The following is a 25,921-nucleotide window of genomic DNA, read 5'->3' on the forward strand; positions in this document are numbered from 1 at the left end:
GCTTAATGCTAGACAGCCCGGCGTATATCCATAAAATCGAATAAAAATAATAGCGTGGAAACTCACTGTAATGATAAACAAGCAACGCATCACCCTTCTTCTTACGTTGCTCGTTATGTTCATCTTGCAAGGCTGTGAACCCAACCCCTTTATTTCCCAACTAGAGCAAATCCGCCAACGAGGCACGCTTCGGGTGGGCACGCTATATAGCCCCCAAGTATTTTATTACGACCAACACGAACAGCCCACCGGGCTGGAATATGAGCTCTTAGAAGATTTTGCTCAGTACTTAGGTGTTGAATTGCAAATGGTGCCGCTTTATAACCCAACGGAATTATACCGAGGCTTACACAAACAACAGGTTGACTTATTGGCTGCCGCGCTCTCACCCACCAAGGCACTGCGAGAAAACTTTCGTTTTTCTCCTGAGATTTATCAGGTCAACGCAAAATTGGTCTATAAAAAGAATACCCTTAGACCTCGCGATATGAGTCAAGTTGATGCACCTATTTGGATTACTTCAGGCAGTTACCATGAACCCTTGCTGCAACCTTATATTAAAGAAAACCCGCAACTGAGCATCGAAGAAACAAATCGCTTAGATAGCAGCGAATTATTAAAAAGCATCGTTGATGAAGATATTCGTTTCGCCTTAGTCGACAATACCACCCTCGCCTTACATCAGCGTTTTTATCCTGATTTAGCCGAAGCTTTTACGCTGGAAAATGATACCCCGGTGGTATGGTTGTTAAATCGTTTTCGCGACGACAGCTTATACAGTGCAGTGATCGAATTTATTGGTGACAAACATAGCAGCGGTGCAATTGCCCGCCTATATGAACGCTATTTCGGACATATTCAACGCTTCGACTACGTAGATACTCGCGCCTTCCTACGAGCAACCGAAAGTCGCCTGCCTAAGTATCAAGATTGGTTTGAACAATATGCCGGACAACTCGATTGGCGATTATTAGCCGCGGTGTCTTATCAGGAATCTCATTGGCGGCCTCGCGCTAAGTCTTTCACTGGAGTGCGTGGCATGATGATGCTCACCTTACCCACCGCTAAATCAGTCGGCGTGAATAACCGCCTAGACCCAGAGCAAAGTATTCGTGGCGGAGCCGAGTACCTGCAGAAGCTCATTGCTCGGGTGCCCGATAGCGTACGCGAAAACGATAAAATTTGGTTTGCCTTAGTCGCATATAACATCGGTTTTGGTCACATGTTAGATGCTCGAAGAATCACCCGCATGTTAGGCGGCGATCCAGACGCTTGGGTCGATGTAAAAGAAAACCTGCCACTACTAATGCAGAAGAAATGGTATCAGCAAACCCGTTACGGCTATGCTAGAGGCCAAGAAGCCTATAATTATGTGAATAACATTCGTCAGTACTATCAAAGCCTGCAATGGTTGGATGCACAAAAGAAAGAAGCAGAACGCCGTGAAGCGCTGAACCACAATCAGCCACCCTATCCAGAGGATAATTCCCTAGTAGAACAAACAGAACCAGAAGATCTAGAAGTAAGCACCAATAATTGAAGAATAATATTGATTTTTTGTCACATTACTGTCATGTTTTATGCTTAATCTGCAATGGAGATTAATAATAGTAAAGCGTCCTGCCTAACATAATGGAGAGGATAGTATGATAAGAAAGAAACGCACCCTTCAGTCGCCACGTCGCCGTATTCAATTGGCACGCCAGCATCGTAAGGTTCTATTAAGACAACGTTCCTACATTTTGTCTGAAATGGGCTTAATCAGCAGCGCTGAATAAGTCTCCCCGTTGTTGTTTTTTTCGCAGCTTGTGTTGTTCACGGCGCTTGCGAAAAAAACGACTAATACGCTCACTACACACCGCTTCTAACACACCCGCTTCAATACACACTCGATGATTCAAGTGATCGTTATCGACAATATTAAATACACTGCCTGCAGCCCCAGTTTTTAAATCACTAGCACCAAATACCAAACGTTTAACTCGAGCATGAACCATCGCCCCTGCGCACATCGAGCAAGGCTCTAAGGTGACATAGAGCGTCGTGTCCAACAAGCGATAGTTACCCAGCTTTTCTCCCGCTTGGCGCAGCGCTAAAACCTCTGCGTGGGCGGTAGCATCATTTAAAGCAATGGTTTGATTCCAGCCCTCTCCCACCACTTCATTTTGATAAACCACGACAGCCCCTACTGGAACTTCTCCTTGGGCTTCAGCCTTTTCCGCTAGGCGCAGGGCATAATTCATCCAGTCTATGTCGGTATTTTCCAAGTTACTTACTCAATTAAAAAATTTTGGCTATTGTACCCAGCCCTCCAGCAAGACGAAAGCGTCGCTAGGCTTTTCCTTTATCGCAACCAATAGGCACAAAAAAGCCGGCTATAGCCGGCTTTTGTTCAACTCAAAATCGAACTTATTCAGCAGGAGTCTCTGCTGGGGCTTCGCTAGGCTCTGCCGCTTCTTTAATACTTAGACGTACACGGCCTTGGCGGTCTACTTCTAGTACCTTAACTTTAACAATATCACCGACTGTTAAATGATCGGCAACATTAGCTACGCGCTCTTGAGAGATTTGCGAGATATGCACTAGGCCATCTTTACCCGGTAAGATTTCAACGAAGGCACCGAAGTCGGCCAAACGTACAACTTTACCTTGGTAGAATTGACCCGCTTCAACTTCTGCTGTTATCTGCTCGATACGCTTAATCGCAGCTTGCGCTTGAGCGTTGTCGGTAGCAGCCACTTTAACCGTGCCATCGTCTTCAATTTCAATGGTTGTGCCAGTTTCTTCGGTTAGTGCACGAATCGTCGCACCACCTTTACCAATCACATCTTTGATCTTCTCTGGGTTAATTTTCAGAGTATGGATGCGCGGCGCAAATTCTGAAATATCTTCACGAGAAGTACCAATAGCCTGATCCATAACACCTAGAATATGCAAACGGGCACCTTGCGCTTGGCGAAGGGCAATTTCCATAATTTCTTTGGTGATACCTTCAATCTTAATATCCATCTGCAGTGCAGAGATACCTTCTGAAGAACCGGCTACTTTAAAGTCCATGTCACCTAGGTGATCTTCGTCGCCCAAGATGTCAGAAAGCACAACAAACTTGTCGCCTTCTTTCACTAGACCCATTGCGATACCCGCAACAGAAGCTTTAATTGGTACACCCGCATCCATCAGTGCCAATGAGCTACCACAAACAGAAGCCATTGAGCTTGAACCGTTAGATTCGGTGATTTCAGATACTACACGTACAGTATATGGGAATTCATCAGCTGTAGGCATAACCGCAGCCACACCGCGTTTAGCCAAACGGCCATGGCCAATTTCACGACGCTTAGGAGAACCAATGAAGCCAGTTTCACCCACACAGTATGGAGGGAAGTTGTAGTGCAACATGAAGCGAGATGTTTCAACACCAGTCAGTGAGTCAATCATCTGTGCATCACGCTCAGTACCCAAGGTACAAGTCACTAAGGCCTGAGTTTCACCACGAGTAAACACCGCGCTACCGTGAGTACGAGGTAACACGCCAGTCATCACATCTAGTGCACGAATCATGTCTGGTTCGCGACCATCGATGCGTGGCTCACCAGCAATAATGCGTGAACGCACTACGTTTTTCTCTAGCTTACCTAACTCATCGCCAATGTCTTGTGGGTCAAGGCTTTCATCTTCAGCAGTTAATGCTTCGATCACCGCTTTTTTAATTTCGCCCACTTCGGTGTAACGCTCTGCTTTATCAGTAATTTGATAAGCAGCTGTGAATTTTGCTTCAGCTAGCTCGGCCACTTTAGCTTTAAGCTCTAGGTTGGCAACAGGCGCTTCCCATTCCCAAGCTGGTTTAGCCGCTTCTTCGCATAATTCATTAATCGCGGTAATCACCGCTTTTGATTGCTCGTGACCATAAACCACCGCGCCCAACATCACCTCTTCAGAAAGTAGTTCTGCTTCCGACTCAACCATGAGTACCGCACTCTCGGTACCAGCGACCACTAGGTCTAGTTTACTCTCTGGAAGTTCTTCGGTAGTTGGGTTAAGGATGTAGTTTCCATCGATGTAGCCAACGCGCGCAGCACCAATTGGGCCATTAAATGGAATGCCTGAAAGGCTTAATGCAGCAGAGGTACCAATTAGCGCAACAATGTCAGGTTGAACTTGTGGGTTAACCGATACCACGGTAGCAATGACTTGTACTTCGTTCACAAAACCATCGGGAAACAATGGACGAATAGGACGGTCAATCAAACGTGCGATTAACGTTTCTTCTTCCGAAGGACGACCTTCGCGTTTGAAGAAACCACCAGGAATTTTACCTGCTGCGTAAGTACGTTCTTGGTAGTTCACAGTCAACGGGAAGAAATCTTGGCCAGGTGTAGCGGTTTTCTTGCCCACTACAGATACAAATACGCTTGTATCGTCCATAGTAACCATTACAGCAGCAGTAGCTTGACGAGCAAGCGCGCCAGTTTCGATGGTGACTGTATTCTCACCGTATTTAAACGTTTTTACGATAGGATTCACGTGAATTTCCTTTAATTTATGTTCTCTTTTCAATTCGTGCCAAAGTATAAAGCAATGGCTGGCTAAAAGATAACTTTATCCTTACGAAAAACCTTGTTAAACCACCTGTTTTTGCGTTTATTTTAGGCATTAAAAAAGGGAGCCATTAAGGCTCCCTTTCGGTATTCTTCTTGGCGACGTTAAAATTAACGACGTAGACCCAATTTTGCGATTAGCTCAGCGTAGCTGGCTTGGTTTTTACGCTTCAAGTAATCTAGAAGGTTACGACGTTGGCTTACCATACGTAGTAGACCACGACGGCTGTGGTGATCGTGGATGTGCTTCTTGAAGTGACCTTGCAAGTGGTTGATTTGTGCGGTTAACAAAGCAATCTGAACTTCAGAAGAACCAGTGTCTCCCTCGGCACGTGCGTATTCGGCTACGATTGCTGCTTTTTCAGCGCTACTTAGTGACATTACTAACTCCTAAAAATGTGAATTTACTCATCGCCAATCACTAACTCAGCGATGAAGGACGCGCATTATATAGCGCGTACCCAGTACATGCAAGTAAGTAACTTAACTATCGTTACTTTGAATCAAACGCTTGGGGGCGACTAAACCATCATCGTTAACTTGGCCTATCCCGACGAAATGGCGCTGCTCACCTATGGTCAATCGGAACACTTCATCCAAGGGCGCGCCTGCAATTTGTAGCGGCTGACCATGTAGCAAATAATCCCCCAAAGCTTGCGGGATATTCACCTCATTTAAATGCGCAACCGCGGTATCCATGGGTAATAACAGAGGATCTAATAACTCTTTAGGAGCAAGCTCTTGCTGCTGCGCTTGTTCCAATAAGGCTTCAAGTTGCTCTAGGCTTACCATACGTTCACTAGGGTAAGTGGCTACCTGTGAGCGGTGCAATTTCACCACATGAGCGCCGCAACCTAGTGCTTCACCAAGATCATCGATAATGGTGCGTATATAGGTGCCTTTGCTGCAATGCACATCTAACGTCAGCATATCGCCTTCCAGAGAAATAAAATTATTCTCATAAACGGTAATCGGCCGAGCTTCTCGCTCTATGGTAATGCCCTCACGAGCATAAGCATATAAAGGTTTCCCTTGATGCTTTAGCGCTGAAAACATCGAAGGCACCTGATTAATTGGACCACGAAAGGCATCCAAAGCAGCTTCAATATCTTCGGCACTAACACGCACTTCACGCTGCTCTACGATTTCACCATCAGAATCAGAGGTATTGGTACGTACCCCGAGTTGCGCGGTAACCTGATAGCGTTTATCCGAATCCAACAAAAATTGTGAAAACTTGGTGGCTTCACCTAAACAAATTGGCAGCATACCAGTGGCCAAAGGATCTAAGGCCCCGGTATGTCCGGCTTTTTGCGCAAAATAAATTCGCTTAACGCGTTGCAAAATACCATTAGAAGATACACCGGTTGGCTTATTCAGCAGCAGGATGCCATCAATAGCACGGCCCTTTTTTTTGCGGCCTTGTCCCATTACTCGCCCTCTTGCTCAAGATTATCTATCTTACGTCCAGATTGCTCAGCTTTACGCTGATCATCCTTCACGGCTTGGCTCGCAAGCTCAGTCATACGTAAGCCTTCACGTAGCGAGCCGTCGTATTGAAAGCGCAACTCTGGTACAGCACGCAAACGCATAGCCTTAGCCAACAAGTGACGCACATAACCGACATGCTCTTCTAAGGCTTCTAGGCTAGCTTTTACTGCTTCATCACTATCATCTAAAAAAGTAACAAAGATTTTGGCATAGGCTAGATCTCGGGTAACTTCAACGGCTGATACGGTCACTAATCCCAAACGAGAGTCACGCACTTCGCGCTGTAATATTACCGCGACTTCTTTTTGTATTTGTTGGGCAACCCTGTCTGGGCGGCTAAATTCTCTAGGCATCACACTTCTCCTGATACCACTCCCAAAGGAGTATTGAAAACACAAATGGGGGCGCATGCCCCCATCTTAAAGATTACTCAGCACCACGCTTACAAACTACGTTTTACTTCAACAATCTCAAATACTTCGATTTGGTCACCAGCACGAACATCATTATAGTTCTTCACGCCGATACCACATTCCATACCATTACGTACTTCGTTAACGTCATCTTTAAAGCGGCGAAGTGATTCAAGCTCGCCTTCATAAATAACCACGTTATCACGTAATACACGAATAGGATTAGAACGCTTAACTTGACCTTCAAGTACCATACAACCCGCGATAGCGCCAAGTTTAGGAGACTTAAACACATCACGAACTTCGGCTAGACCCATAATTTGCTGTTTAAACTCTGGAGCCAACAAGCCGGTCATGGCGCTTTTCACTTCATCGATTAAGTCGTAAATCACACTGTAGTAGTGTAGATCGACACTTTCAGATTCGATGATGCGTCGAGCAGAAGCATCCGCACGAACGTTAAAGCCCAGCACAATGGCGTTAGATGCCGCAGCCAAGGTAGCGTCGGTTTCGGTAATACCACCTACGCCACGACCAATAATGTTTACCTTCACTTCATCGGTAGACAGCTTGGTTAATGAATCGGCAATCGCCTCCAAAGAACCTTGTACATCAGATTTCAGTACAATATTTAGTTCTTGAACCTCACCTTCAGCCATGTTTGCAAACATGTTTTCCAGTTTCGATTTCTGCTGGCGAGCCAATTTAACGTCACGGAATTTACCTTGACGATACAAGGCCACTTCGCGCGCTTTTTTCTCGTCGCGAACAACGGTGGCTTCATCACCAGCTTGAGGCACACCCGACAGACCGAGGATCTCTACAGGAATTGATGGGCCAGCGGTTTCGATGTCTTTACCATTCTCATCTTTCATTGCACGGATACGACCGTACTCTAAACCACAAAGAATGATATCGCCGCGCTTCAGCTGACCATGCTGTACCAAAATAGAGGCAATTGGCCCGCGTCCTTTATCTAGGCGAGACTCGATCACTACGCCCGAAGCTGCGCCAGCATGACTAGCGGTAAGTTCAAGTACGTCAGATTGCAGAATAATAGCTTCTAACAAATCATCAATACCTTCACCGCTTTTCGCAGATACATGAACAAACTGTACGTCGCCACCCCAATCTTCAGGGATAACTTCATGCTGGGCTAATTCATTTTTAACGCGATCTGGATCGGCTGCTTCTTTATCGATCTTGTTCACCGCCACGACCAAAGGCACACCGGCTGCACGAGCATGCTGAATCGCTTCGATAGTCTGAGGCATTACACCGTCATCGGCAGCCACCACCAACACCACGATATCAGTCGCTTTGGCACCACGAGCACGCATAGAGGTAAACGCGGCGTGTCCAGGCGTATCCAAGAAGGTAATCATATTACCGTTGGTTTCAACGTGATATGCACCAATATGCTGAGTAATACCGCCGGCTTCACCGTCGGCCACCTTAGCTCGGCGAATGAAATCAAGTAGCGAAGTTTTACCATGGTCAACGTGACCCATAATAGTTACCACCGGAGCACGAGTAGTTTGCTCACCGGTAGACTCGGCTTCCTGCATCACTTGCTCTTCAAGTGCATTCTCTTTAACTAGAATGACTTTATGACCCAATTCTTCAGCAACTAAGGTGGCTGTTTCTTGGTCGATAACTTGGTTAATGGTCGCCATCGCGCCCATTTTCATCATCGTTTTAATCACTTCGGTGGCTTTTACTGCCATTTTATTAGCCAGTTCACCGACCGAAATGGTTTCACCAATACGTACTTCACGCTCTACCGGCTGAGCAGGTTTGTTAAATCCGTGCTGCATAGTGGTAGGGGTGGCCACTTGTCGTTTGTTCGCTTTACGGCTACCACGACGGCCACCAAAGTTGTTGTCTTCGTTCTGCTTGGGCTTATTACGCTTTTTACGGCGAGGCGCTTCTGCTTTTTGCTCTTGCTCATCTTCAGCAGCACGCGCATAAGTAGAAGTCGTCGTATGGTAATCTGCAGATTCTTCGCGTTTTTTACGCAATTTCTCTTCTTCAGCCCAACGAGCAGCATTTTCGATAGCCAGTTTTTTCGCTTCTTCGGCTTTACGCTCGGCTTCGGCTTCGGCTTTGGCAATCGCAGCTTCTTCTTTCTTACGTAAGATTTCGGCTGCTTCTCTTTCAGCCTCTAGCTGCGCCGGAGTTTTATCTTCTGCTGGTTGAGCGGTTTCTTTCACTTTCGCTGCTGCCGCTTTTTGCTCACGCTTGGCTTTTTCTTCAGCTTCACGTTTAGCTTTTTCTTCGGCTTCACGTTTTGCCTTTTCTTCAGCCGCTTGTTTAGCTGCTTCAGCCTCAAGGCGCGCTTTTTCTTCCGCTTCAAGACGCGCTTTTTCTTCCGCTTCTTGTTTAGCTTGTTCTTCAACTGCGCTACGTTTTACGTAAGTACGCTTCTTGCGAACTTCCACTTGAACTGCGCGAGACTTACCGCCGCTACCAGAAACACTTAAGGTGCTTTTGGTGGTGCGTTTTAAGGTCATACGGCTCGGCGAAGCTTGTTCGCCATGCTGTGACTTCAAGTGCTCAAGAAGCTTGGCTTTCTCTTCTTCGTTCACTTTATCGGTTAGTGTTTTATTAATCCCAGCATCGGCAAACTGTTGGATCAGTTTGTCTTCGCTGGTTCCCACGTCGGTCGCGAGTTGTTGTATTGAAACTTCTGTCATCGGCTAATATCCTCCGTCGACCTTATTCTTCGTCGCCGAACCAGCAAATCTGTCTGGCGGCCATAATCAATTCGCCGGCTTTTTCATCCGACAATTCTTCGATCTCTTCTAAATCATCTATACCTTGTTCCGCAAGGTCTTCTAAGGTAACAATTCCTTTACTGGCTAATACAAAGGCCAAATGACGCTCCATGCCTTCCAGAGCAAGTAGCTCTTCGCTTGGCTCGGCATTGTCTAAAGATTCTTCTTTAGCGAGTGCTTCTGTCACCAAGGCGGCCTTAGCACGCTCACGTAATTCATTAACGATGTCTTCGTCTAAGCCTTCAATACTTAGTAACTCGTTAACTGGAACGTAGGCGATTTCTTCAAGCGTTGTGAAACCTTCTTCTGCCAATACCGTCGAAAACTCTTCATCAATATCAAGATATTGAACAAAGGTATCGATAGCTTTCTGTGCTTCAGCCTGATGCTTCTTATTGGCATCCTCAACCGTCATCACATTTAGCTCCCAACCGGTAAGTTGTGAAGCTAAGCGTACGTTCTGACCATTACGGCCAATAGCCTGCGCCAAATTATCTGCTTCAACGGCGATATCCATGGAGTGGCTATCTTCATCCACTACAATCGATGCCACTTCGGCTGGCGCCATAGCGTTAATTGCAAACTGAGCTGGGTTATCGTCCCATAATACAATATCAACACGCTCGTTATCTAACTCACCAGATACAGCTTGAACCCGTGCGCCACGCATGCCTACACAAGCACCCACTGGGTCAATTCGGCGGTCGTTACTCTTCACGGCAATTTTAGCGCGAGAGCCAGGATCACGAGCGGCGGCCTTAAGGTCGATCATCTCTTCGGCAATTTCTGGCACTTCAATGCGGAATAGTTCAATCAGCATTTCTGGACGTGTACGGCTCATAAACAATTGAGCGCCGCGCGCTTCAGGTTTAACTTCGTACAATAGGCCACGAACTCGGTCGCCAGGACGGAAAGCTTCACGTGGAAGTGACTCTTCACGGTGAATAACCGCTTCAGCGTTATTACCTAAATCAACGATGATATTTTCACGGCTCACTTTCTTAACAACACCGGTAACCAATTCGTTTACTTGGTCAAGGTATTGCTCAACAACTTGAGCCCGCTCAGCTTCTCTTACCTTTTGCACGATCACTTGCTTAGCGGTTTGAGTGGTAATTCGGTCAAAAATCACCGACTCAATTTGCTCTTCTACATAGTCACCAAGCTCAATGTTTGGCTCTTCAAACTGAGCGGCTTCTAAAGTGATTTCGCGGTAAGGGTTTTCGATAGCTTCTTGGTTTTCTACCACTTTCCAGCGGCGAAACGTTTCAAAACTACCGTCTTTACGATCGATATCGACACGTACTTCAATATCGCCTTCGTATTTTTTCTTAGTCGCAGTTGCTAAAGCAATTTCCATTGCTTCAAAGATTTTTTCACGCGGCAATGCTTTTTCATTTGATACCGCATCAACAACCAACAAGACTTCTTTGTTCATTCCTGACCCTCTTTAGTCAAACTGGGGAACTAGATGCGCTTTCTGAACGTTACCCAGCGCGATCCTATATTGTTCTTGATCTACTGCTAAAACGAGTGTGTCGTCTTCAACAGCTATAATTTCACCCTGCCATTTACGGCGATTATTCACTGGCATACGCACCTGTACAAAGGCTATCTCACCAATAAAACGCTGATAATGTTCCGCTTTAAAAAGAGGGCGTTCTAAACCCGGAGAAGAAACCTCGAGGTTATATTCAGTACTGATTGGATCTTCAACATCCAAAATAGCACTGGCTTGCCGACTAACGTCTGCACAGTTATCTACATTGATGCCGTCTTCATGATCGATATAAAGACGCACCACGGAGTGCTTACCAGCACTCACATATTCGATTCCTAATAACTCGAAACCCAACGCTTCTACGGCAGGTGTCAGCATTTCAGTTAATCGTTGTTCTACAGTTGCCAAGGTTCCCCTCCAGAAACAAAAAAAGGGCGTAAAGCCCAGTTCTAGCACCTAAGGTGGTGCGGCGCGAAAATAACAAAAAGCCCCGGTGAAGCGGGGCTTTAAAATTTCTGAGCCTTTAACACTATCGAATACTCATTAAGTATTTGATAGTTGGTTGCGGGAGCCGGATTTGAACCGACGACCTTCGGGTTATGAGCCCGACGAGCTACCAGACTGCTCCATCCCGCGTCCGAATGCCGAGGATTATAACAATCACTCTGACAGGATGCAAAAATAACTATGGGTAAGAATGCGACTTGAATTATGGCTAAGTTAAACTGTTTTTATTGATAAAAAATCAATGCCATCGAGGTAAATTACATCACCTTCCCAGCAATAATTCAATATCACAGCAATTTATACATCCCAATTACTGCGCGGTATTCTACCTGTTGCAACTTGAAAATACTAGCCAGCATTTAAAGTTAAATCTGGATAAAATGACTATTGATTTGTGCTCAAGCAAGTTTGTTTTCAGGAATTCTGAAGAATTAGGTCTATACAAAACACAGCTACTCAGCGTTAGCTGGAAAATAGAGAACCGATTCACCCATTCAATCAATCACTAGAGCAAGAATAATATCGAAACATGACCAGCCTTCATCCAACGATAAATTAAGCCCTTAAAGACCGCGCATCATTCAAGTAAATGACCAAAAAATAAAGTAAGCGACGCCACTAAACCGGTTATTTCGCACTGATATTTAATTCCCCTTAGCGCTAGAGCACCAAGCGGCTCACTGCCTCCCTACTTTCAACCCAATGGCATTTGTGCAAAAAAAGAGCAAGCATTCAGTTTGTGAGTCACAATACATTAGCAAATATCAATCGAATTGCCGCACCAGTAAACAAAGTTAAGCTCATCATGAAGACGGGAAGATCTACAAAAATACCTTGAACGAAACCAAGTTGCACGAGTCAATCAAACAAGCCCTATTAATTAAACAATAGAGGCATCACCTTAAACTTGACTGCCGATGACCTGTAGAAGCCTAATTCGACCAACAAACGCCCTAACAAGTAACAAGCTTGATTCCCAAGCAAACTAATTCATTCTGAAGCTGATTTTTTAATGAGACTTAGGGCGGCACTAGTAATATTAAGTAATGATAGGAGGGCTTGAGCGAACTAAAATACAAAAAAGCCCGCTAACCTAGAACGGTGCGAGCTCTTAAATGCTACCAGATTTCACTGGATTTAGTTGGTGCCGAGAGCGGGACTTGAACCCGCACGTCCATAGGACACTACCCCCTCAAGATAGCGTGTCTACCAATTCCACCACCTCGGCTAATTCTAGTCAGTTAACTAGTTTGGTACGTCGCTAGCTGAGCTAGCAGGAGATGCTGGTACATCACCCAGAGTTTGCTCAACTACGGGCTGTGACAAATCACTCCACTCATCAACTTGCTGATGTTGTTGGGTTGAAAGGTTACCCAAAATCAAGCTGATAACAATAAACAAAGTTGCGCAGATAGCGGTTGAACGAGTCAGGAAGTTGCCTGATCCTGAAGAACCAAATACCGTGTTTGATGCGCCAGAACCGAATGAAGCGCCCATATCAGCGCCCTTGCCTTGTTGAATTAAAACTAATCCAATTAAAGCCAACGCTACTATTAAATAAACTACTAATAAAATTTCGTACATTCTTTTTCACCTAAGTGTGGGTCGGTCTTATTTCCGACCGTCAATTAGTGAAGCACTAGTCACCAAAGCGGGCGAATATTAACGAACCTCTGCCTCTAATACAAGCACCAGCTTAAAAAATCTTTTGTCTAGTGTTCAACCGTTTAATTATTGTTCGCTTTAATCACAAGCAGCCCGAACTGCCTCTGCGATATCGTTAGCACACTGCTCAACCAAGGCTGAATCTGCGCCCTCTACCATGACCCGTAATAAAGGTTCAGTTCCAGATTTTCTTAGCAGAACTCGCCCTGAATCCCCCAGTTTACTCTCAGCTTTGGCTTGTGCTTGCTTGACCAATTCGCTATTTAAAGGGTCGGAATCGCCTTTAAACCGAACATTAACTAATAGTTGAGGATACAAGGTTAAATCTTTCAATAAACCTCGTAGGCTTTGTTTTTGGGCCAGCATGGCAGCTAATACCTGCAGTGCGGCCACAATGCCGTCACCCGTGGTGGTATGTCCTAAACAGATAATATGGCCAGAGTTTTCGCCGCCGTAAGTCCAAGCGTTTTCAACCAACTGCTCCATTACGTAGCGGTCTCCTACCTTAGCACGAACAAATGGAATATCCATCGCGGCAAAAGCCTGTTCCAGAGCGAGATTACTCATTAAGGTGCCGACAACCCCTCCGCTAAGGTGATTATTGCGTTTAGCATCCTTGGCCAAAATATACAGGATTTCATCACCGTCAACTTGAACACCATGTTGATCGATCATCATCACGCGATCACCATCACCATCGAGGGCAATACCAAGGTCGGCTTGATGTTCTAACACCGTCTCAGCAAGTAAGGCGGTATCGGTGGCACCACATTTTGCGTTGATATTTAAACCATCTGGCTGATTACCAATAGCAATCACTTCAGCACCTAGTTCAGCAAACACTTTGGGGGCGATGTGGTAAGTGGCACCATGCGCACAATCCACCACAATTTTCAGTCCCGCTAAACTAAACTTGTTAGGGAAAGTGCTTTTACAGAACTCAATATAACGCCCAGCAGCATCTTCAATTCGACGAGCCTTACCTAATGCAGCCGACTCTACACAAGTCATTGCTTGGTCAAGTTGAGCTTCGATGGCTAATTCCAGCTCATCGGGTAACTTGGTACCAAAAGCCGAGAAAAACTTAATGCCATTATCGTAATAAGGATTATGCGAAGCGCTAATCACAATTCCGGCTTCGGCGCGAAAAGTTCGGGTTAAATATGCCACGGCAGGCGTTGGCATTGGCCCCACAAAACTGGCCTGAACCCCTGCAGCTGACAGCCCCGCTTCTAGAGCAGATTCCAGCATATAACCAGAGATCCGCGTATCTTTACCAATTAACACCTTACGGGTACCGCTGCTCGACAAGACTTTGCCTGCTGCCCATCCTAGCTTTAATGCAAACTCAGGAGTAATAGGGTACTCACCCACCCTTCCACGCACACCATCGGTGCCAAAATATCGTCTTGTCATTATTTACTCATCTGTACTTTTGAATGGATCCGTAAAGCATCGGCGGTGGCTGCTACGTCATGCACACGAAAGACATGTGCTCCTTGCTGCGCAGCAATCAACGCCCCGGCGATGCTCGCCGCCATTAACTCTGCTGGTTTTTTATCTAACAATTTGCCGAACATACTTTTACGAGACATCCCAGCAAGAATAGGCAAACCCAGCTGATGAAACTCACTTAAGTGGGCCAACAACTGAAAATTGTGGTCCAAAGTTTTACCAAAACCAAAACCAGGGTCAACTATTATATTGTCCCGTTTAATTCCTGCTGCTACACAGCTCTCAACTCGTTGTTTTAGATAAGCCATCACCTCGGCAAGCACATCCTCATAGTGAGGATTTACTTGCATACTGCGAGGTTTGCCCTGCATATGCATAATGCAAACGGGCACCTGACACTCAGCCGCAACTTGCAGCGCGCCCGGTCGCTCTAATGCGCAAACATCATTAATAATGTCAGCCCCAGCAGCAACCGTCTGTTTCATCACCTCGGGCTTACTAGTATCTATCGAGACTAAGCAAGAAAAACGTTTTTTGATTTCAGCCACAACATCCACAGTACGAGCCAATTCTTCTTCAACTGAAACATCGGCCGCCCCGGGGCGAGTAGACTCACCGCCCACATCAATAATATCGGCTCCCTGCTCGAGCATTTGCTCGACGCGAAGCAAAGCTTGTTGTGGCGTCAGATAACTTCCCCCATCGGAAAATGAATCAGGAGTTAAGTTTAAAATGCCCATAATCACAGGGCGCTGGAAGTGCTGGCTACCAATATTAAATGAAATAGTCATATCTATTACTTATAAAAAAAAAGCCCTGCAAGTGACTTACAGGGCTCAATCATTACTGTGGGTTACTGTGCTGGGTCTTCACCCATGTTCTTAGGTTGACTCGCTGTAGGCTCACTATCTTCTTCAAGTTTTTTTCCTGAATCAACTGGAGGAGTTGAGTTAGAGTCATCCCAATCAGCAGGCGGACGAGGAGTTTTTCGCTCCATTAAATCATCAATTTGCTTAGCATCAATGGTCTCGTACTTCATTAACGCGTCTTTCATCGAGTGAAGAATATCGATGTTTTCTTTAAGCAATCTTTCAGCACGCTGATAGTTACGGTCAATCACAGAACGAATTTCAACATCAATAGCTTTAGCCGTATCGTCTGACATATGCTTAGTTTTCGCGGCAGTTCGGCCTAAGAAAACTTCGCCTTCTTCGTCAGCATACAGTAGTGGCCCCATAGATTCAGATAGACCCCACTGAGTTACCATTTTACGGGCAATTTCAGTAGCACGCTCAATATCATTGCTCGCACCGGTTGAGACCTTCTCATCGCCATAAATAATTGCTTCAGCTAAGCGCCCACCATAAAGGCTGGAAATCATACTTTCTAAATGTTGTTTGCTGTGACTAACCCGATCTTGCTCAGGTAAATACATGGTTACCCCAAGCGCACGTCCACGAGGAATAATACTCACCTTATAAACCGGATCGTGTTCAGGTACCAGGCGGCCAACAATCGCATGTCCCGCTTCGTGATAAGCAGTCATTTCCTTCTCACTTTCGGTCATCACCATGGACTTGCGCTCGGCGCCCATCATGATTTTGTCTTTGGCTTTTTCGAACTCATCCATAGACACAGTGCGCTTGCTTCCGCGCGCAGCAAATAAAGCCGCCTCGTTAACCAAGTTAGCCAAATCAGCGCCAGAGAAGCCCGGTGTACCACGAGCAATCACAGCTGGGTTAACATCGTCTCCTAAAGGTACCTTACGCATGTGAACCTTTAGAATTTGCTCACGACCACGAATATCCGGTAAGCCAACAGTGACTTGACGATCGAAACGGCCTGGACGCAATAAAGCAGGGTCTAATACGTCTGGTCGGTTAGTCGCAGCAATAACAATAATGCCTTCATTACCTTCGAAACCATCCATTTCAACCAACATTTGGTTCAAGGTTTGCTCACGTTCATCGTGCCCACCGCCAAGACCTGCGCCACGCTGGCGGCCTACCGCATCAATCTCATCGATGAAGATGATACATGGAGCTGACTTTTTCGCCTGCTCAAACATGTCACGAACCCGTGAAGCACCAACACCCACGAACATTTCCACAAAGTCAGAACCTGAAATAGTGAAAAACGGCACTTTTGCTTCACCAGCAATCGCCTTAGCTAACAAAGTTTTACCCGTACCAGGAGGGCCTACCATTAATACGCCAGTAGGGATTTTACCACCCAGTTTTTGGAACTTAGTGGGATCTCGTAAATAATCCACTAACTCAGCCACTTCTTCTTTTGCTTCATCACAACCAGCAACGTCAGCAAACGTCGTTTTAATCTGGTCTTCGCTCATTAAGCGAGCTTTGCTCTTACCAAACGACATGGCACCTTTACCGCCACCGCCTTGCATCTGACGCATAAAGAAAATCCATACGCCGATCAGCAATAACATTGGGAACCAAGAGATGAAAATAGAAGTTAATAAACCTTGTTCTTCTGGTTTTTTACCCAATACTTTAACGTTGTGGTTAAGCAGATCATTCATCAGATCTCTATCATGCAACGGAATGGTTGTACTAAATTTTTCACCAGTGCGTTTAATACCATTAATTTCTTGGCCACTAATGACCACTTCTCGAATCTGCTCTTGATTAACTTCCTTAACAAAGGAAGAGTAATCCATTTGCCGCCCACTGGTAGTATCAGTATTAAAGCTCTGAAATACAGACATTAACACTACAGCTATGACCAGCCACAGAATTAGATTTTTTGCCATGTCACTCAAGACGAAAACCTCACCGGTTACTTTTTAATAAAAATTACATGCTAGCGTACTATAGTTTAAAGCCGCTAGCTACTATATAGACTTCTCTCGATCGCGCACGAGAGGAATCAGGCTTACGAGTTTTTACAATCGTAAACATAGAACGTACTTGCTGCAGATATTGATCAAAGCCCTCGCCTTGGAAAACCTTAACCACGAAGCTACCTTTAGGGGCTAATACTTCTCTACACATATCTAAGGCTAGTTCAACTAGATACATGGCGCGTGACTGATCCACATTATTGTTACCGCTCATGTTAGGCGCCATGTCTGACAACACCACATCCACCTTGCTCTCGCCAACCCGCTCTAGCAAGGCATTAAGCACCGCCTCTTCACGAAAGTCACCACATAAAAAATCAACGCCTGCGATGGGGTCCATGGGTAAAATATCACAAGCAATCACATGCCCATCTAAACCCACTTGCTCAACACAATATTGGGACCAACCACCGGGAGCGGCTCCCAAATCAACCACCGTCATACCGGGTTTAAGCAATTTATCTTTATTCTGAATTTCTTCGATTTTAAACACCGCTCGCGAACGTAAACCCAACTTCTGCGCTTTCTGTACATAGTGGTCGTCAAAATGTTCGGTTAACCAGCGTTTAGAGCTAGCAGTATGTTTTTTATTAGTCACAAATAGGATCCACTACAGTTACAAAACCACACGGTATAATGATTATAAAATAGTATTAGTCTTTAGATGGCGCTAGAATATGGCTTTTTCAACCCCGAGTAAGCAGAAAGTTTCATGCAACTGACCAACAAACAAAAACAGCACCTGAAATCCTTGGCTCATAATCTAAAGCCAGTGGTAATGCTTGGCTCTAATGGGCTGACCGAAGGGATCTTGGCAGAAATTGAACTAGCCTTAGCCCATCACGAGTTAATTAAAGTAAAAATAGCTACTGATGATAGAGAAATGAAGCAACTGATTGCCGACACCATCGTCAGTAAAGTGAATGCGGTAAAAGTTCAGGTAATTGGCCATATTTTGGTCATCTACCGTCCCAGTGAAGAGCAAAAAATCGAGTTACCTCGAAAATAAAATGAGCGGCCTTGGCCGCTTTTTTTGACGCTATGCTTCAAGGTTAATGCCTTGATGAGGCTCTGGCTTAGAATCTGCTGTTGACTCCCCATACTTAAGGTACAACTGAGCTAAAGCAAGTTTTTGATCAACCCGCTTTTGTTGCTGTAAATTATCGTTAATCCCTTCCAAGGTGTTGTAGCTAAGCGCTTGGCTATTTTTTTGCCTATTATCTTGTTTGCCGCTAAGCCCAGTATAATAAGCATCCAATAATTTCTGCTGATGATGAGTCGCGGATACGCCTAATACTAGATTACGTTTTGCGCTGGTTTCGGCCTGTTGCTTTTGTTGGTAGTGACTTACTTCTGCATTGAGATAGAGTTGGGCATTACGTTGCTGCTCAGGCGTAAGCTGCTGATATTCTTCTTTTATTTTATCGACAACATCACCAAGACTCGGCTTAGAGATTGACTCAGTAACCACCTTGGAAAAACTTGACGTTTGATAAGTAGAATTGGAGCTAGACGTGATTTGCATGGACCTAGATTCACCTTAAAAACAGTTAAACAACAACCGCTCCCTGGCGAATTTGTGTACTATAACAAATCACGCTTAGGCAAACAATCATTTAGCCTAAGTAACAACTGCTCCTTCAAGCTTAAACCAGTTATAGAAGCTGCTAGGGCAAAGGTAGAAACTCAGCCAATTGGAAATCCTTAACCAGCACACAATCCATTCCGGCATTATGACCCGCCTGAATACCAAAAGGTGTATCTTCAAAAACCAAACAACGTTGCGGCTCAACCGCTAAGCGTTTAGCCACCTCTAAAAAAGTATCTGGTTCCGGTTTATGCGCAGCCACATCATCGGCACAAACCATCGCTTGAAAGGGACTCACTAAATCCAAATTTTCGGTAATCCGTTGCATATTAACTCGCTCGGCCCCGGTACCTAAACCCAACTTTTTACTATTAGCAAACTCTTGTAGAAGCTGGCAACTGGCAGGAATTCGTTCAACCTTATGCCACAACGCATCAAACCCCGCCCGCTTATCTTTGAGTAAAAGTGCCTTGTCGATGTTTACCTTATAATACTGCTGATATTGTTCAGCGATTTTCAGGGTTGGCATTCCCCCGCGTTGCGCCACAAAGTCAATATGTACCGGCAATTGTTGATTAGCTAAAGCCTGCTCCCAAGCAGCCAAATGAGCAGGCATAGAATCCACTAAGGTTCCGTCCATATCAAAAATTAACGCGTCATATTTTGAGAAATCCACAGCTAACAACAGCCACCTCCAAATAAAAAAACGCAGCCTAGGCTGCGTTTTTTTATAATTTTTGCTTAGATATATTCAACATTAATGATTTCGTATTCAACTTCACCACCAGGGGTGACCACCATAACTTCATCTTCAACTTGTTTGCCGATTAAGCCTCTGGCGATAGGAGAATTAACTGAAATGCGGTTTTGCTTAATGTCAGCTTCATCATCCCCAACAATACAATAAGTCACTTCTTTATCGGTAACTAGATTCAATAAGGTCACCGTAGAACCAAAAATAACTTTGCCATTGTTAGCCATCTTTGTCACATCAATCACCTGAACATTGCTCAGTTTAGACTCGATATCCTGGATCCGGCCTTCACAAAAAGCTTGTTGCTCGCGGGCAGCATGATATTCAGCATTTTCTTTCAGGTCTCCGTGCTCACGAGCAACTGCGATATCCTCGATAATCTTAGGTCGCCGAACATTTTTTAAATGATCTAATTCTTTACGCAATTGGGTTTCGCCACGCACCGTCATAGGAACTGGTTTCATAGTTTTTAACTCAACAAATTAACAAATAGAAAAAAATTTGGCTGTCTAAGACAGCCAAATTTACTGGTACTAATAGTTGCAGTGTACCGCTATTTTAAGCTGTGGTGAAGATCTTCACCACATTGCCACTTCCAATATAGAACGACTAAACAATACGTTTATGTAGTTCTTGAACCGAAGTCACAGTACCACGGTCATCGGCATTGTGTGCCTGACACGTAGCAAAAGCGCCATTCAAGGTAGTAGTATAATTTACCTTTTGCACTAGTGCTTCACGACGTAGTTGACGAGAATCTTCAATTGATTGACGCCCTTCGGTAGTGTTAATCACATAGCTGTATTCGCCATTTTTTAAACGGTCAAGAATATGTGGACGACCTTCATGCACCTTGTTCACTAGGCGAGGGTTAATACCCGCTTCGCCCAAGGCTACGGCTGTACCATGAGTGGCATCCAACTGGTAACCTAGCTCAAGCAACTTAGCCGCCAGCTCTGCCACCCGTTTCTTGTCTGAATTACGAACCGACAAGAGTACTCGACCGCTCTTAGGACCATCGTTACCAATGCCCAATTCAGCTTTAGCGTAGGCTTCAGCAAAACTATCCCCTACCCCCATAACCTCACCGGTAGAGCGCATTTCTGGGCCTAATATAGGGTCTACACCGTGGAACTTATTGAACGGCAGAACCACTTCCTTAACTGAATAGAAAGGAGGGATGACTTCTTTAGTAATACCCTGTTCGGCTAATGAAATACCAGCCATAACCCGAGCAGCAACCTTAGCAATGGGTACACCGGTAGCTTTAGATACAAACGGAACGGTACGAGCTGCACGAGGGTTCACTTCAATTAAGTAAATCTCGTCGTCTTTCACTGCAAACTGAGTATTCATTAGGCCCACAACACCTAGCTCTAGCGCTAGGGCTTTAACTTGCTCACGCATTCTGTCTTGAACTTGTGGGCTAAGTGTATAAGCAGGTAACGAACAGGCTGAATCACCAGAGTGCACACCCGCTTGTTCAATGTGCTCCATAATGCCGCCAATCACTACATCCTTACCATCACAAATGGCATCGATGTCAATTTCAACAGCATCGTTTAGGAAGCTATCTAATAACACCGGAGAGTCATTAGACACGCTCACGGCTTCATTAAAGTAACGACGCAAATCTTGCTCGTCATACACAATTTCCATGGCACGCCCACCCAGCACATAGGAAGGACGAACCACCAATGGGTAACCAATACGCTCGGCTGCAATTACCGCGTCTTCAGTGGTGGTCACGGTGTCATTTTCGGGCTGTTTTAACTTCAAACGCTCTACCGCTAGTTGGAAGCGTTCGCGGTCTTCAGCGCGGTCAATCGCATCTGGCGAAGTTCCAATAATAGGAACGCCGGCCGCTTCTAACTCACGCGCCAATTTCAATGGTGTTTGACCACCGTATTGAACGATTACCCCGGTAGGTTGCTCCACGCGTACAATTTCTAATACGTCTTCTAGGGTCACTGGCTCAAAGTATAAGCGGTCTGAAGTATCGTAGTCGGTAGATACGGTTTCTGGGTTACAGTTCACCATAATGGTTTCGTAACCGTCTTCACGCATGGCCAAGGCCGCATGAACACAACAGTAATCGAACTCAATACCCTGTCCAATACGGTTTGGCCCACCACCTAACACCATGATTTTCTTCTTATCTGAAGGCTGAGCTTCACACTCTTCATCATAAGTCGAGTACATGTAGGCGGTATCGGTGGCAAACTCAGCAGCACAAGTATCAACCCTTTTGTATACCGGCAATACCTCTAAGCGATGACGCAGTTTACGTAGTTCTTTTTCTGAAACGCCGGTTAACTTGGCCAAACGAGCGTCGGAGAAACCTTTGCGTTTCAATTTACGTAATGTGACTTCGTCTAAGCTGCCCACGCCATCTTTAGCAACTTTCTGTTCCCACTGCACAATGTCTTCGATTTGCACTAAGAACCAACGATCGATGTTGGTAAGAGTAAACACATCATCAACACTCAAACCGGCTCGGAAAGCATCGGCAATATACCAAATTCGCTCAGAACCTACGTTTTGTAATTCGTGGCGAATAATCTCCATTGCATCGGGTGCGTTTAGATCCACAATAGGGTCAAAACCATCAACACCTACTTCTAGGCCACGCAGTGCTTTTTGCAAAGACTCTTGCTGGTTACGACCAATTGCCATCACCTCACCTACAGATTTCATCTGGGTGGTTAAGCGATCGTTAGCACCAGCAAATTTTTCGAAGTTAAAACGTGGAATTTTAGTAACGACATAGTCGATAGAGGGCTCAAAAGAGGCGGGCGTTTGTCCACCGGTAATGTCATTTTGTAGCTCGTCTAGAGTAAAGCCAACCGCCAATTTAGCCGCAATTTTAGCAATCGGGAAGCCCGTCGCTTTTGAAGCTAAAGCCGAAGAACGCGATACCCGAGGGTTCATTTCAATAATAACCATGCGGCCAGTTTTAGGACAAATACCAAACTGAACGTTAGAACCGCCGGTTTCAACACCAATCTCACGCAATACCGCTAAAGAGGCGTTTCGCATTATCTGATATTCTTTATCAGACAAAGTTTGCGCTGGAGCAACGGTAATAGAGTCGCCGGTATGAACGCCCATTGGATCGAAGTTTTCAATGGCACAGACGATAATACAGTTATCGTTCTTATCGCGAACCACTTCCATTTCATACTCTTTCCAACCAATTAAGCTTTCATCAATTAGCAACTCACTGGTAGGAGAAAGATCTAAACCGCGGGCACAGATCTCGTCAAACTCTTGTTTGTTATAAGCAATACCACCGCCTGTTCCCCCCATTGTAAAGGAAGGGCGAATAATACAAGGGAAACCAACTTTATCTAGTACTTGATAGGCTTCATCCATAGAGTGAGCAATACCCGCCTCAGGACAAGCCAGGCCAATGCTTTTCATGGCTTGGTCAAAACGATTACGGTCTTCTGCCTTATCAATGGCATCAGCTGTCGCACCAATCATCTCTACATTGTACTTTTCAAGAATACCTTTGCTTTCAAGTTCCAAAGCACAGTTCAATGCTGTTTGCCCACCCATGGTAGGTAGTACCGCATCAGGGCGCTCTTTCTCAATGATGCGTTCTACCACTTCCCAATGAATAGGTTCGATGTAGGTGGCATCGGCCATTTCCGGGTCGGTCATAATGGTGGCGGGGTTAGAGTTTACCAAGATCACTCGGTAACCTTCTTCTCGCAAGGCCTTACAAGCCTGAGCACCCGAGTAGTCAAACTCACAAGCTTGACCAATGACAATTGGGCCTGCGCCCAGTATTAGAATGCTTTTTATATCAGTACGTTTTGGCATAAGTTCTGCTGCTCTCTACCTACGCTTGGCCGTTAAGGCGCTGCTCAATTAATTCGATGAAGTGGTCAAACAATGGTGCCGCATCATGCGGACCAGGACTTGCCTCTGGATGACCTTGGAAACTGAACGCGGGTTTATCGGTGCGATGTATCCCTTGCAAGCTTTGATCAAACAATGAGAAATGAGTCATTGTTAAATTTTCGGGTAAGGTTTTTTCATCAACCGCAAAACCATGGTTTTGCGCGGTGATCATCACTCGGTTGTTCTTGATATCTTTCACCGGGTGGTTACCGCCGTGGTGGCCAAACTTCATTTTGATGGTTTTAGCGCCGCTTGCTAGAGCCAAAATTTGGTGACCTAAGCAAATACCAAACACTGGAATATCAGTATCGAGGAAGGTCTTAACTGCAGCAATAGCGTAATCACAAGGCTCTGGGTCACCCGGTCCGTTAGACAAGAAAATACCATCGGGATTAAGTGCCAATACATCCTCGGCAGAAGTTTGCGCCGGTACCACCGTTAAGCGACAGCCTCGGTCCACTAACATACGTAAAATATTACGTTTAACACCAAAATCGTAAGCCACTACATGGAACTTGCTGTCTTCGCTATCGCTAGGAAGACCTTGTTGTAAATCCCAAGCCCCTTGCGCCCAAGGGTAAACCTCAGCGGTAGTCACTTCTTTAGCTAAATCCATTCCTTTTAGACCAGGAAACGCTTTAGCATCAGCCAGTGCTTGGGCTTCGTCCAAGTTATCACCAGCCACAATACAGCCAGCTTGAGCCCCTTTTTCTCGAAGAATACGAGTCAACTTACGTGTATCAATGTCGGCAATGCCGATAACATTACGCGCTTCTAAGTATTCACTTAAACTTTGCTGACTACGGAAGTTACTGGCGATCAAAGGCAAATCACGAATTACCAAACCACAAGCGTGGATAGCATTCGATTCTTCATCTTCTGGGGTAGTTCCGTAATTTCCAATATGGGGGTAAGTGAGGGTGACAATTTGGCGAGCGTATGAGGGGTCAGTTAAAATTTCTTGGTATCCAGTCATCGAAGTATTGAAAACCACTTCTCCAACGGCGGATCCATTGGCTCCGATTGCGGTTCCACGGAACACGGTACCGTCTTCTAATACCAGCAGTGCTGATTTGCTCAAGGCAACCTCCTAACAAAGAACTGTCGACACGACAAAATTGAACTAAAAGCTTAAACTTTAGCCCAATACGATAAAAATTTGGCAAATTCCGCGGATTATAGAGGAGATATGAATGAAGGTCTATCAATTTTTATACAAACTTATAAAAATAGGGTTTATGGTGTTTTTATAGGGATAAAGGCTCAAAATAGAATGTTTTGTGAAAAAGGCTGCGCTTAGCAGTTTCTGCACAACAAGATACTTTCATTTTTAATATAACACTAAATAAAAAAGCCAAGGCAACATGCCTTGGCTTTTATGGTCAGACTTAAATTAAGTGATTATTGTTCTAACTCACACAATGATATTGTACCGTTATCAGAGTTATCCACTAAGTCGGCATCAACATTAAGTGTAAGAACGCTATCACCCGCTAAAGTGATTTTGTTATTACCTGGATCGTTGATGGCACTGTTTCCTACCCGAGCCCAAGCTTGATAATCAACGTTCAGTACCAAATTTTCAACGCGCGCATCGCCACTATAAGCAATCATTTGTGGATCCCAGTTATCGGTATCCGCAGCGAGTTTGAACTCATAGTCACCAGCACCAAGTGCAACTTGATAAGTATTATTACCTTTATACGTTAGCGCATAGTCTGAAGACCATCCCCAGCCAGAATGGCTACCACGAACAGCCAGTTGACTCGTTAATGGACCTGTTTCTGCGCTATCTTCCAGTAACTCACAACCAGCCACTTCTGAAGCCGTAACTGTTAGGATAGGAACATTCACATTTGAATAATCCACTACAATACTTACAACTGACTTAGCATCTAAGGTTAGTTCCAAATCAGAACCATCAGCTAATTCTTTTGCTTCACCTAAGGTAACTAAAGGTTCTGCGGCTCCGTACCAACGATCTCCACTGTAGCTATCGAAAACTTTAAACTTATGCAACCCTGCATCAAGAGTCATGTTCACTGAGTATTTGCCGTTGCCCGCAAACTCGACTTCATTTGTAGTTTCCCAATTATTCATTGTTCCACGAACATAAACTGGCGTATCACCTAGAGGAGGGATAGCACTTAAGTCTTTGTTTGAAGAATCAACTGGAAGACCTGCACCTTGAGCATCACCTTGAGCTTGAACAAATACCGCAGTAGTGCGTGCAGGTACGGTGAATTTCCCATCTGCAAAGCTAGCGCCTTGAACTACACCGTCAACTGAGGTTAGTTGAACTTCATGTAGTTCAAAGCCTGTGGCACCTTCAATTGGAAAGGTTTGCTCTTCACTGGTCGCATTAAGTACCACAACAATGGCGTCGTTATTTTCGTCTAA

22 protein-coding genes and 2 tRNA genes are annotated in these 25,921 nt (G+C 45.1%); 3 read left to right on the forward strand and 21 right to left on the reverse strand.

The window, feature by feature from the left end; genetic code table 11:
* Nucleotides 1–70: 70 nt before the first annotated feature.
* A complete protein-coding gene (gene mltF, locus ACQY6Q_RS07645; RefSeq protein WP_427979793.1) occupies nucleotides 71–1,540 on the forward strand; it encodes a membrane-bound lytic murein transglycosylase MltF in 1,470 nt (489 codons plus the stop codon).
* A 106-nt stretch (nucleotides 1,541–1,646) separates the two neighbouring features.
* Nucleotides 1,647–1,778, forward strand: a complete 132-nt coding sequence (locus ACQY6Q_RS07650; RefSeq protein WP_257720936.1) for a hypothetical protein — start codon at nucleotides 1,647–1,649, stop codon at nucleotides 1,776–1,778.
* On the opposite strand, the gene tadA is transcribed toward ACQY6Q_RS07650, so the two are convergent.
* The 15 genes from tadA to rlmE all read right to left on the reverse strand — a co-directional run bounded on the left by tadA (nucleotide 1,758) and on the right by rlmE (nucleotide 17,868).
* Nucleotides 1,758–2,267, reverse strand: coding sequence for a tRNA adenosine(34) deaminase TadA (gene tadA, locus ACQY6Q_RS07655; RefSeq protein ID WP_427979796.1), 510 nt, complete (start codon nucleotides 2,265–2,267; stop codon nucleotides 1,758–1,760). The two genes, ACQY6Q_RS07650 and tadA, sit on opposite strands and share 21 nt — an antisense overlap.
* Before the next feature lie 142 nt (nucleotides 2,268–2,409).
* Nucleotides 2,410–4,524 carry a polyribonucleotide nucleotidyltransferase gene (pnp, locus tag ACQY6Q_RS07660; protein WP_427979798.1) on the reverse strand — a complete coding sequence of 705 codons (2,115 nt, stop codon included), beginning with the start codon at nucleotides 4,522–4,524 and terminating at the stop codon, nucleotides 2,410–2,412.
* Nucleotides 4,525–4,709: 185 nt separating this feature from the next.
* On the reverse strand, nucleotides 4,710–4,979 hold the full coding sequence (rpsO, locus tag ACQY6Q_RS07665; protein WP_427979801.1) for a 30S ribosomal protein S15: 270 nt from the start codon (nucleotides 4,977–4,979) through the stop codon (nucleotides 4,710–4,712).
* A gap of 102 nt (nucleotides 4,980–5,081) precedes the next feature.
* Entirely contained in the window at nucleotides 5,082–6,029 is a 948-nt protein-coding gene (truB, locus tag ACQY6Q_RS07670; protein WP_427979803.1) for a tRNA pseudouridine(55) synthase TruB, read from the reverse strand.
* Nucleotides 6,029–6,442, reverse strand: a complete 414-nt coding sequence (gene rbfA, locus ACQY6Q_RS07675) for a 30S ribosome-binding factor RbfA (protein WP_427979805.1) — start codon at nucleotides 6,440–6,442, stop codon at nucleotides 6,029–6,031. Before rbfA ends, truB begins: the two co-directional genes overlap by 1 nt.
* 89 nt (nucleotides 6,443–6,531) lie before the next feature.
* Nucleotides 6,532–9,198 carry a translation initiation factor IF-2 gene (gene infB, locus ACQY6Q_RS07680; protein WP_427979808.1) on the reverse strand — a complete coding sequence of 889 codons (2,667 nt, stop codon included), beginning with the start codon at nucleotides 9,196–9,198 and terminating at the stop codon, nucleotides 6,532–6,534.
* A gap of 22 nt (nucleotides 9,199–9,220) precedes the next feature.
* The gene (gene nusA, locus ACQY6Q_RS07685; protein WP_427979810.1) at nucleotides 9,221–10,717 is read right to left on the reverse strand and encodes a transcription termination factor NusA; all 1,497 of its coding nucleotides are present in this window, start codon (nucleotides 10,715–10,717) and stop codon (nucleotides 9,221–9,223) included.
* A gap of 12 nt (nucleotides 10,718–10,729) precedes the next feature.
* Entirely contained in the window at nucleotides 10,730–11,158 is a 429-nt protein-coding gene (rimP, locus tag ACQY6Q_RS07690; protein ID WP_427979842.1) for a ribosome maturation factor RimP, read from the reverse strand.
* Between the two features lie 181 nt (nucleotides 11,159–11,339).
* Nucleotides 11,340–11,416: transfer RNA gene (locus ACQY6Q_RS07695), tRNA-Met, on the reverse strand.
* A gap of 1,013 nt (nucleotides 11,417–12,429) precedes the next feature.
* Nucleotides 12,430–12,515, reverse strand: a tRNA-Leu gene (locus tag ACQY6Q_RS07700).
* Between the two features lie 17 nt (nucleotides 12,516–12,532).
* Entirely contained in the window at nucleotides 12,533–12,871 is a 339-nt protein-coding gene (gene secG, locus ACQY6Q_RS07705; protein WP_427979813.1) for a preprotein translocase subunit SecG, read from the reverse strand.
* Nucleotides 12,872–13,030: 159 nt separating this feature from the next.
* Entirely contained in the window at nucleotides 13,031–14,368 is a 1,338-nt protein-coding gene (glmM, locus tag ACQY6Q_RS07710) for a phosphoglucosamine mutase (RefSeq protein WP_427979815.1), read from the reverse strand.
* A complete protein-coding gene (folP, locus tag ACQY6Q_RS07715; protein ID WP_427979818.1) occupies nucleotides 14,368–15,198 on the reverse strand; it encodes a dihydropteroate synthase in 831 nt (276 codons plus the stop codon). Before folP ends, glmM begins: the two co-directional genes overlap by 1 nt.
* A 62-nt stretch (nucleotides 15,199–15,260) precedes the next feature.
* Nucleotides 15,261–17,189 (reverse strand): ATP-dependent zinc metalloprotease FtsH, encoded by a 1,929-nt coding sequence (gene ftsH / locus ACQY6Q_RS07720; protein ID WP_427979820.1) that lies wholly within the window; start codon nucleotides 17,187–17,189, stop codon nucleotides 15,261–15,263.
* Nucleotides 17,190–17,238: 49 nt separating this feature from the next.
* The gene (gene rlmE, locus ACQY6Q_RS07725; protein WP_427979823.1) at nucleotides 17,239–17,868 is read right to left on the reverse strand and encodes a 23S rRNA (uridine(2552)-2'-O)-methyltransferase RlmE; all 630 of its coding nucleotides are present in this window, start codon (nucleotides 17,866–17,868) and stop codon (nucleotides 17,239–17,241) included.
* A 114-nt stretch (nucleotides 17,869–17,982) separates the two neighbouring features.
* Here rlmE and yhbY point away from each other — a divergent pair, with 114 nt between their 5' ends.
* Complete coding sequence (gene yhbY, locus ACQY6Q_RS07730) at nucleotides 17,983–18,279, forward strand: ribosome assembly RNA-binding protein YhbY (RefSeq protein WP_427979825.1); 297 nt, start codon at nucleotides 17,983–17,985, stop codon at nucleotides 18,277–18,279.
* A 30-nt stretch (nucleotides 18,280–18,309) separates the two neighbouring features.
* Here yhbY and ACQY6Q_RS07735 read toward each other — a convergent pair whose 3' ends face one another.
* From ACQY6Q_RS07735 to ACQY6Q_RS07760, 6 genes are all read right to left on the reverse strand, one after another.
* Nucleotides 18,310–18,795 (reverse strand): hypothetical protein, encoded by a 486-nt coding sequence (locus tag ACQY6Q_RS07735; protein WP_427979827.1) that lies wholly within the window; start codon nucleotides 18,793–18,795, stop codon nucleotides 18,310–18,312.
* Between the two features lie 142 nt (nucleotides 18,796–18,937).
* On the reverse strand, nucleotides 18,938–19,534 hold the full coding sequence (locus tag ACQY6Q_RS07740; protein ID WP_427979844.1) for an HAD family hydrolase: 597 nt from the start codon (nucleotides 19,532–19,534) through the stop codon (nucleotides 18,938–18,940).
* Nucleotides 19,535–19,599: 65 nt separating this feature from the next.
* Complete coding sequence (greA, locus tag ACQY6Q_RS07745) at nucleotides 19,600–20,076, reverse strand: transcription elongation factor GreA (RefSeq protein ID WP_427979830.1); 477 nt, start codon at nucleotides 20,074–20,076, stop codon at nucleotides 19,600–19,602.
* 145 nt (nucleotides 20,077–20,221) lie between these two features.
* A complete protein-coding gene (gene carB / locus ACQY6Q_RS07750) occupies nucleotides 20,222–23,440 on the reverse strand; it encodes a carbamoyl-phosphate synthase large subunit (RefSeq protein ID WP_427979833.1) in 3,219 nt (1,072 codons plus the stop codon).
* Between the two features lie 19 nt (nucleotides 23,441–23,459).
* The gene (gene carA, locus ACQY6Q_RS07755; RefSeq protein ID WP_427979835.1) at nucleotides 23,460–24,602 is read right to left on the reverse strand and encodes a glutamine-hydrolyzing carbamoyl-phosphate synthase small subunit; all 1,143 of its coding nucleotides are present in this window, start codon (nucleotides 24,600–24,602) and stop codon (nucleotides 23,460–23,462) included.
* 320 nt (nucleotides 24,603–24,922) lie between these two features.
* A partial coding sequence (locus ACQY6Q_RS07760) for an alpha-1,6-glucosidase domain-containing protein (protein WP_427979837.1) occupies nucleotides 24,923–25,921 on the reverse strand: 999 nt, incomplete at its 5' end.

The sequence above is a fragment of the Agarivorans sp. genome (genome assembly GCF_050295395.1).
Taxonomy (GTDB): Bacteria; Pseudomonadota; Gammaproteobacteria; order Enterobacterales; family Celerinatantimonadaceae; genus Agarivorans.

Excerpts from the sequence above, each read along its gene's own strand:
- mltF (WP_427979793.1), top strand. The coding sequence starts at position 71 with ATGATAAACAAGCAACGCATCACCCTTCTTCTTACGTTGCTCGTTATG.
- ACQY6Q_RS07650 (WP_257720936.1), top strand. The coding sequence starts at position 1,647 with ATGATAAGAAAGAAACGCACCCTTCAGTCGCCACGTCGCCGTATTCAA.
- rpsO (WP_427979801.1), bottom strand. The coding sequence starts at position 4,979 with ATGTCACTAAGTAGCGCTGAAAAAGCAGCAATCGTAGCCGAATACGCA.
- truB (WP_427979803.1), bottom strand. The coding sequence starts at position 6,029 with ATGGGACAAGGCCGCAAAAAAAAGGGCCGTGCTATTGATGGCATCCTG.
- rbfA (WP_427979805.1), bottom strand. The coding sequence starts at position 6,442 with ATGCCTAGAGAATTTAGCCGCCCAGACAGGGTTGCCCAACAAATACAA.
- infB (WP_427979808.1), bottom strand. The coding sequence starts at position 9,198 with ATGACAGAAGTTTCAATACAACAACTCGCGACCGACGTGGGAACCAGC.
- nusA (WP_427979810.1), bottom strand. The coding sequence starts at position 10,717 with ATGAACAAAGAAGTCTTGTTGGTTGTTGATGCGGTATCAAATGAAAAA.
- rimP (WP_427979842.1), bottom strand. The coding sequence starts at position 11,158 with ATGCTGACACCTGCCGTAGAAGCGTTGGGTTTCGAGTTATTAGGAATC.
- secG (WP_427979813.1), bottom strand. The coding sequence starts at position 12,871 with ATGTACGAAATTTTATTAGTAGTTTATTTAATAGTAGCGTTGGCTTTA.
- glmM (WP_427979815.1), bottom strand. The coding sequence starts at position 14,368 with ATGACAAGACGATATTTTGGCACCGATGGTGTGCGTGGAAGGGTGGGT.
- folP (WP_427979818.1), bottom strand. The coding sequence starts at position 15,198 with ATGACTATTTCATTTAATATTGGTAGCCAGCACTTCCAGCGCCCTGTG.
- yhbY (WP_427979825.1), top strand. The coding sequence starts at position 17,983 with ATGCAACTGACCAACAAACAAAAACAGCACCTGAAATCCTTGGCTCAT.
- ACQY6Q_RS07735 (WP_427979827.1), bottom strand. The coding sequence starts at position 18,795 with ATGCAAATCACGTCTAGCTCCAATTCTACTTATCAAACGTCAAGTTTT.
- greA (WP_427979830.1), bottom strand. The coding sequence starts at position 20,076 with ATGAAACCAGTTCCTATGACGGTGCGTGGCGAAACCCAATTGCGTAAA.
- carB (WP_427979833.1), bottom strand. The coding sequence starts at position 23,440 with ATGCCAAAACGTACTGATATAAAAAGCATTCTAATACTGGGCGCAGGC.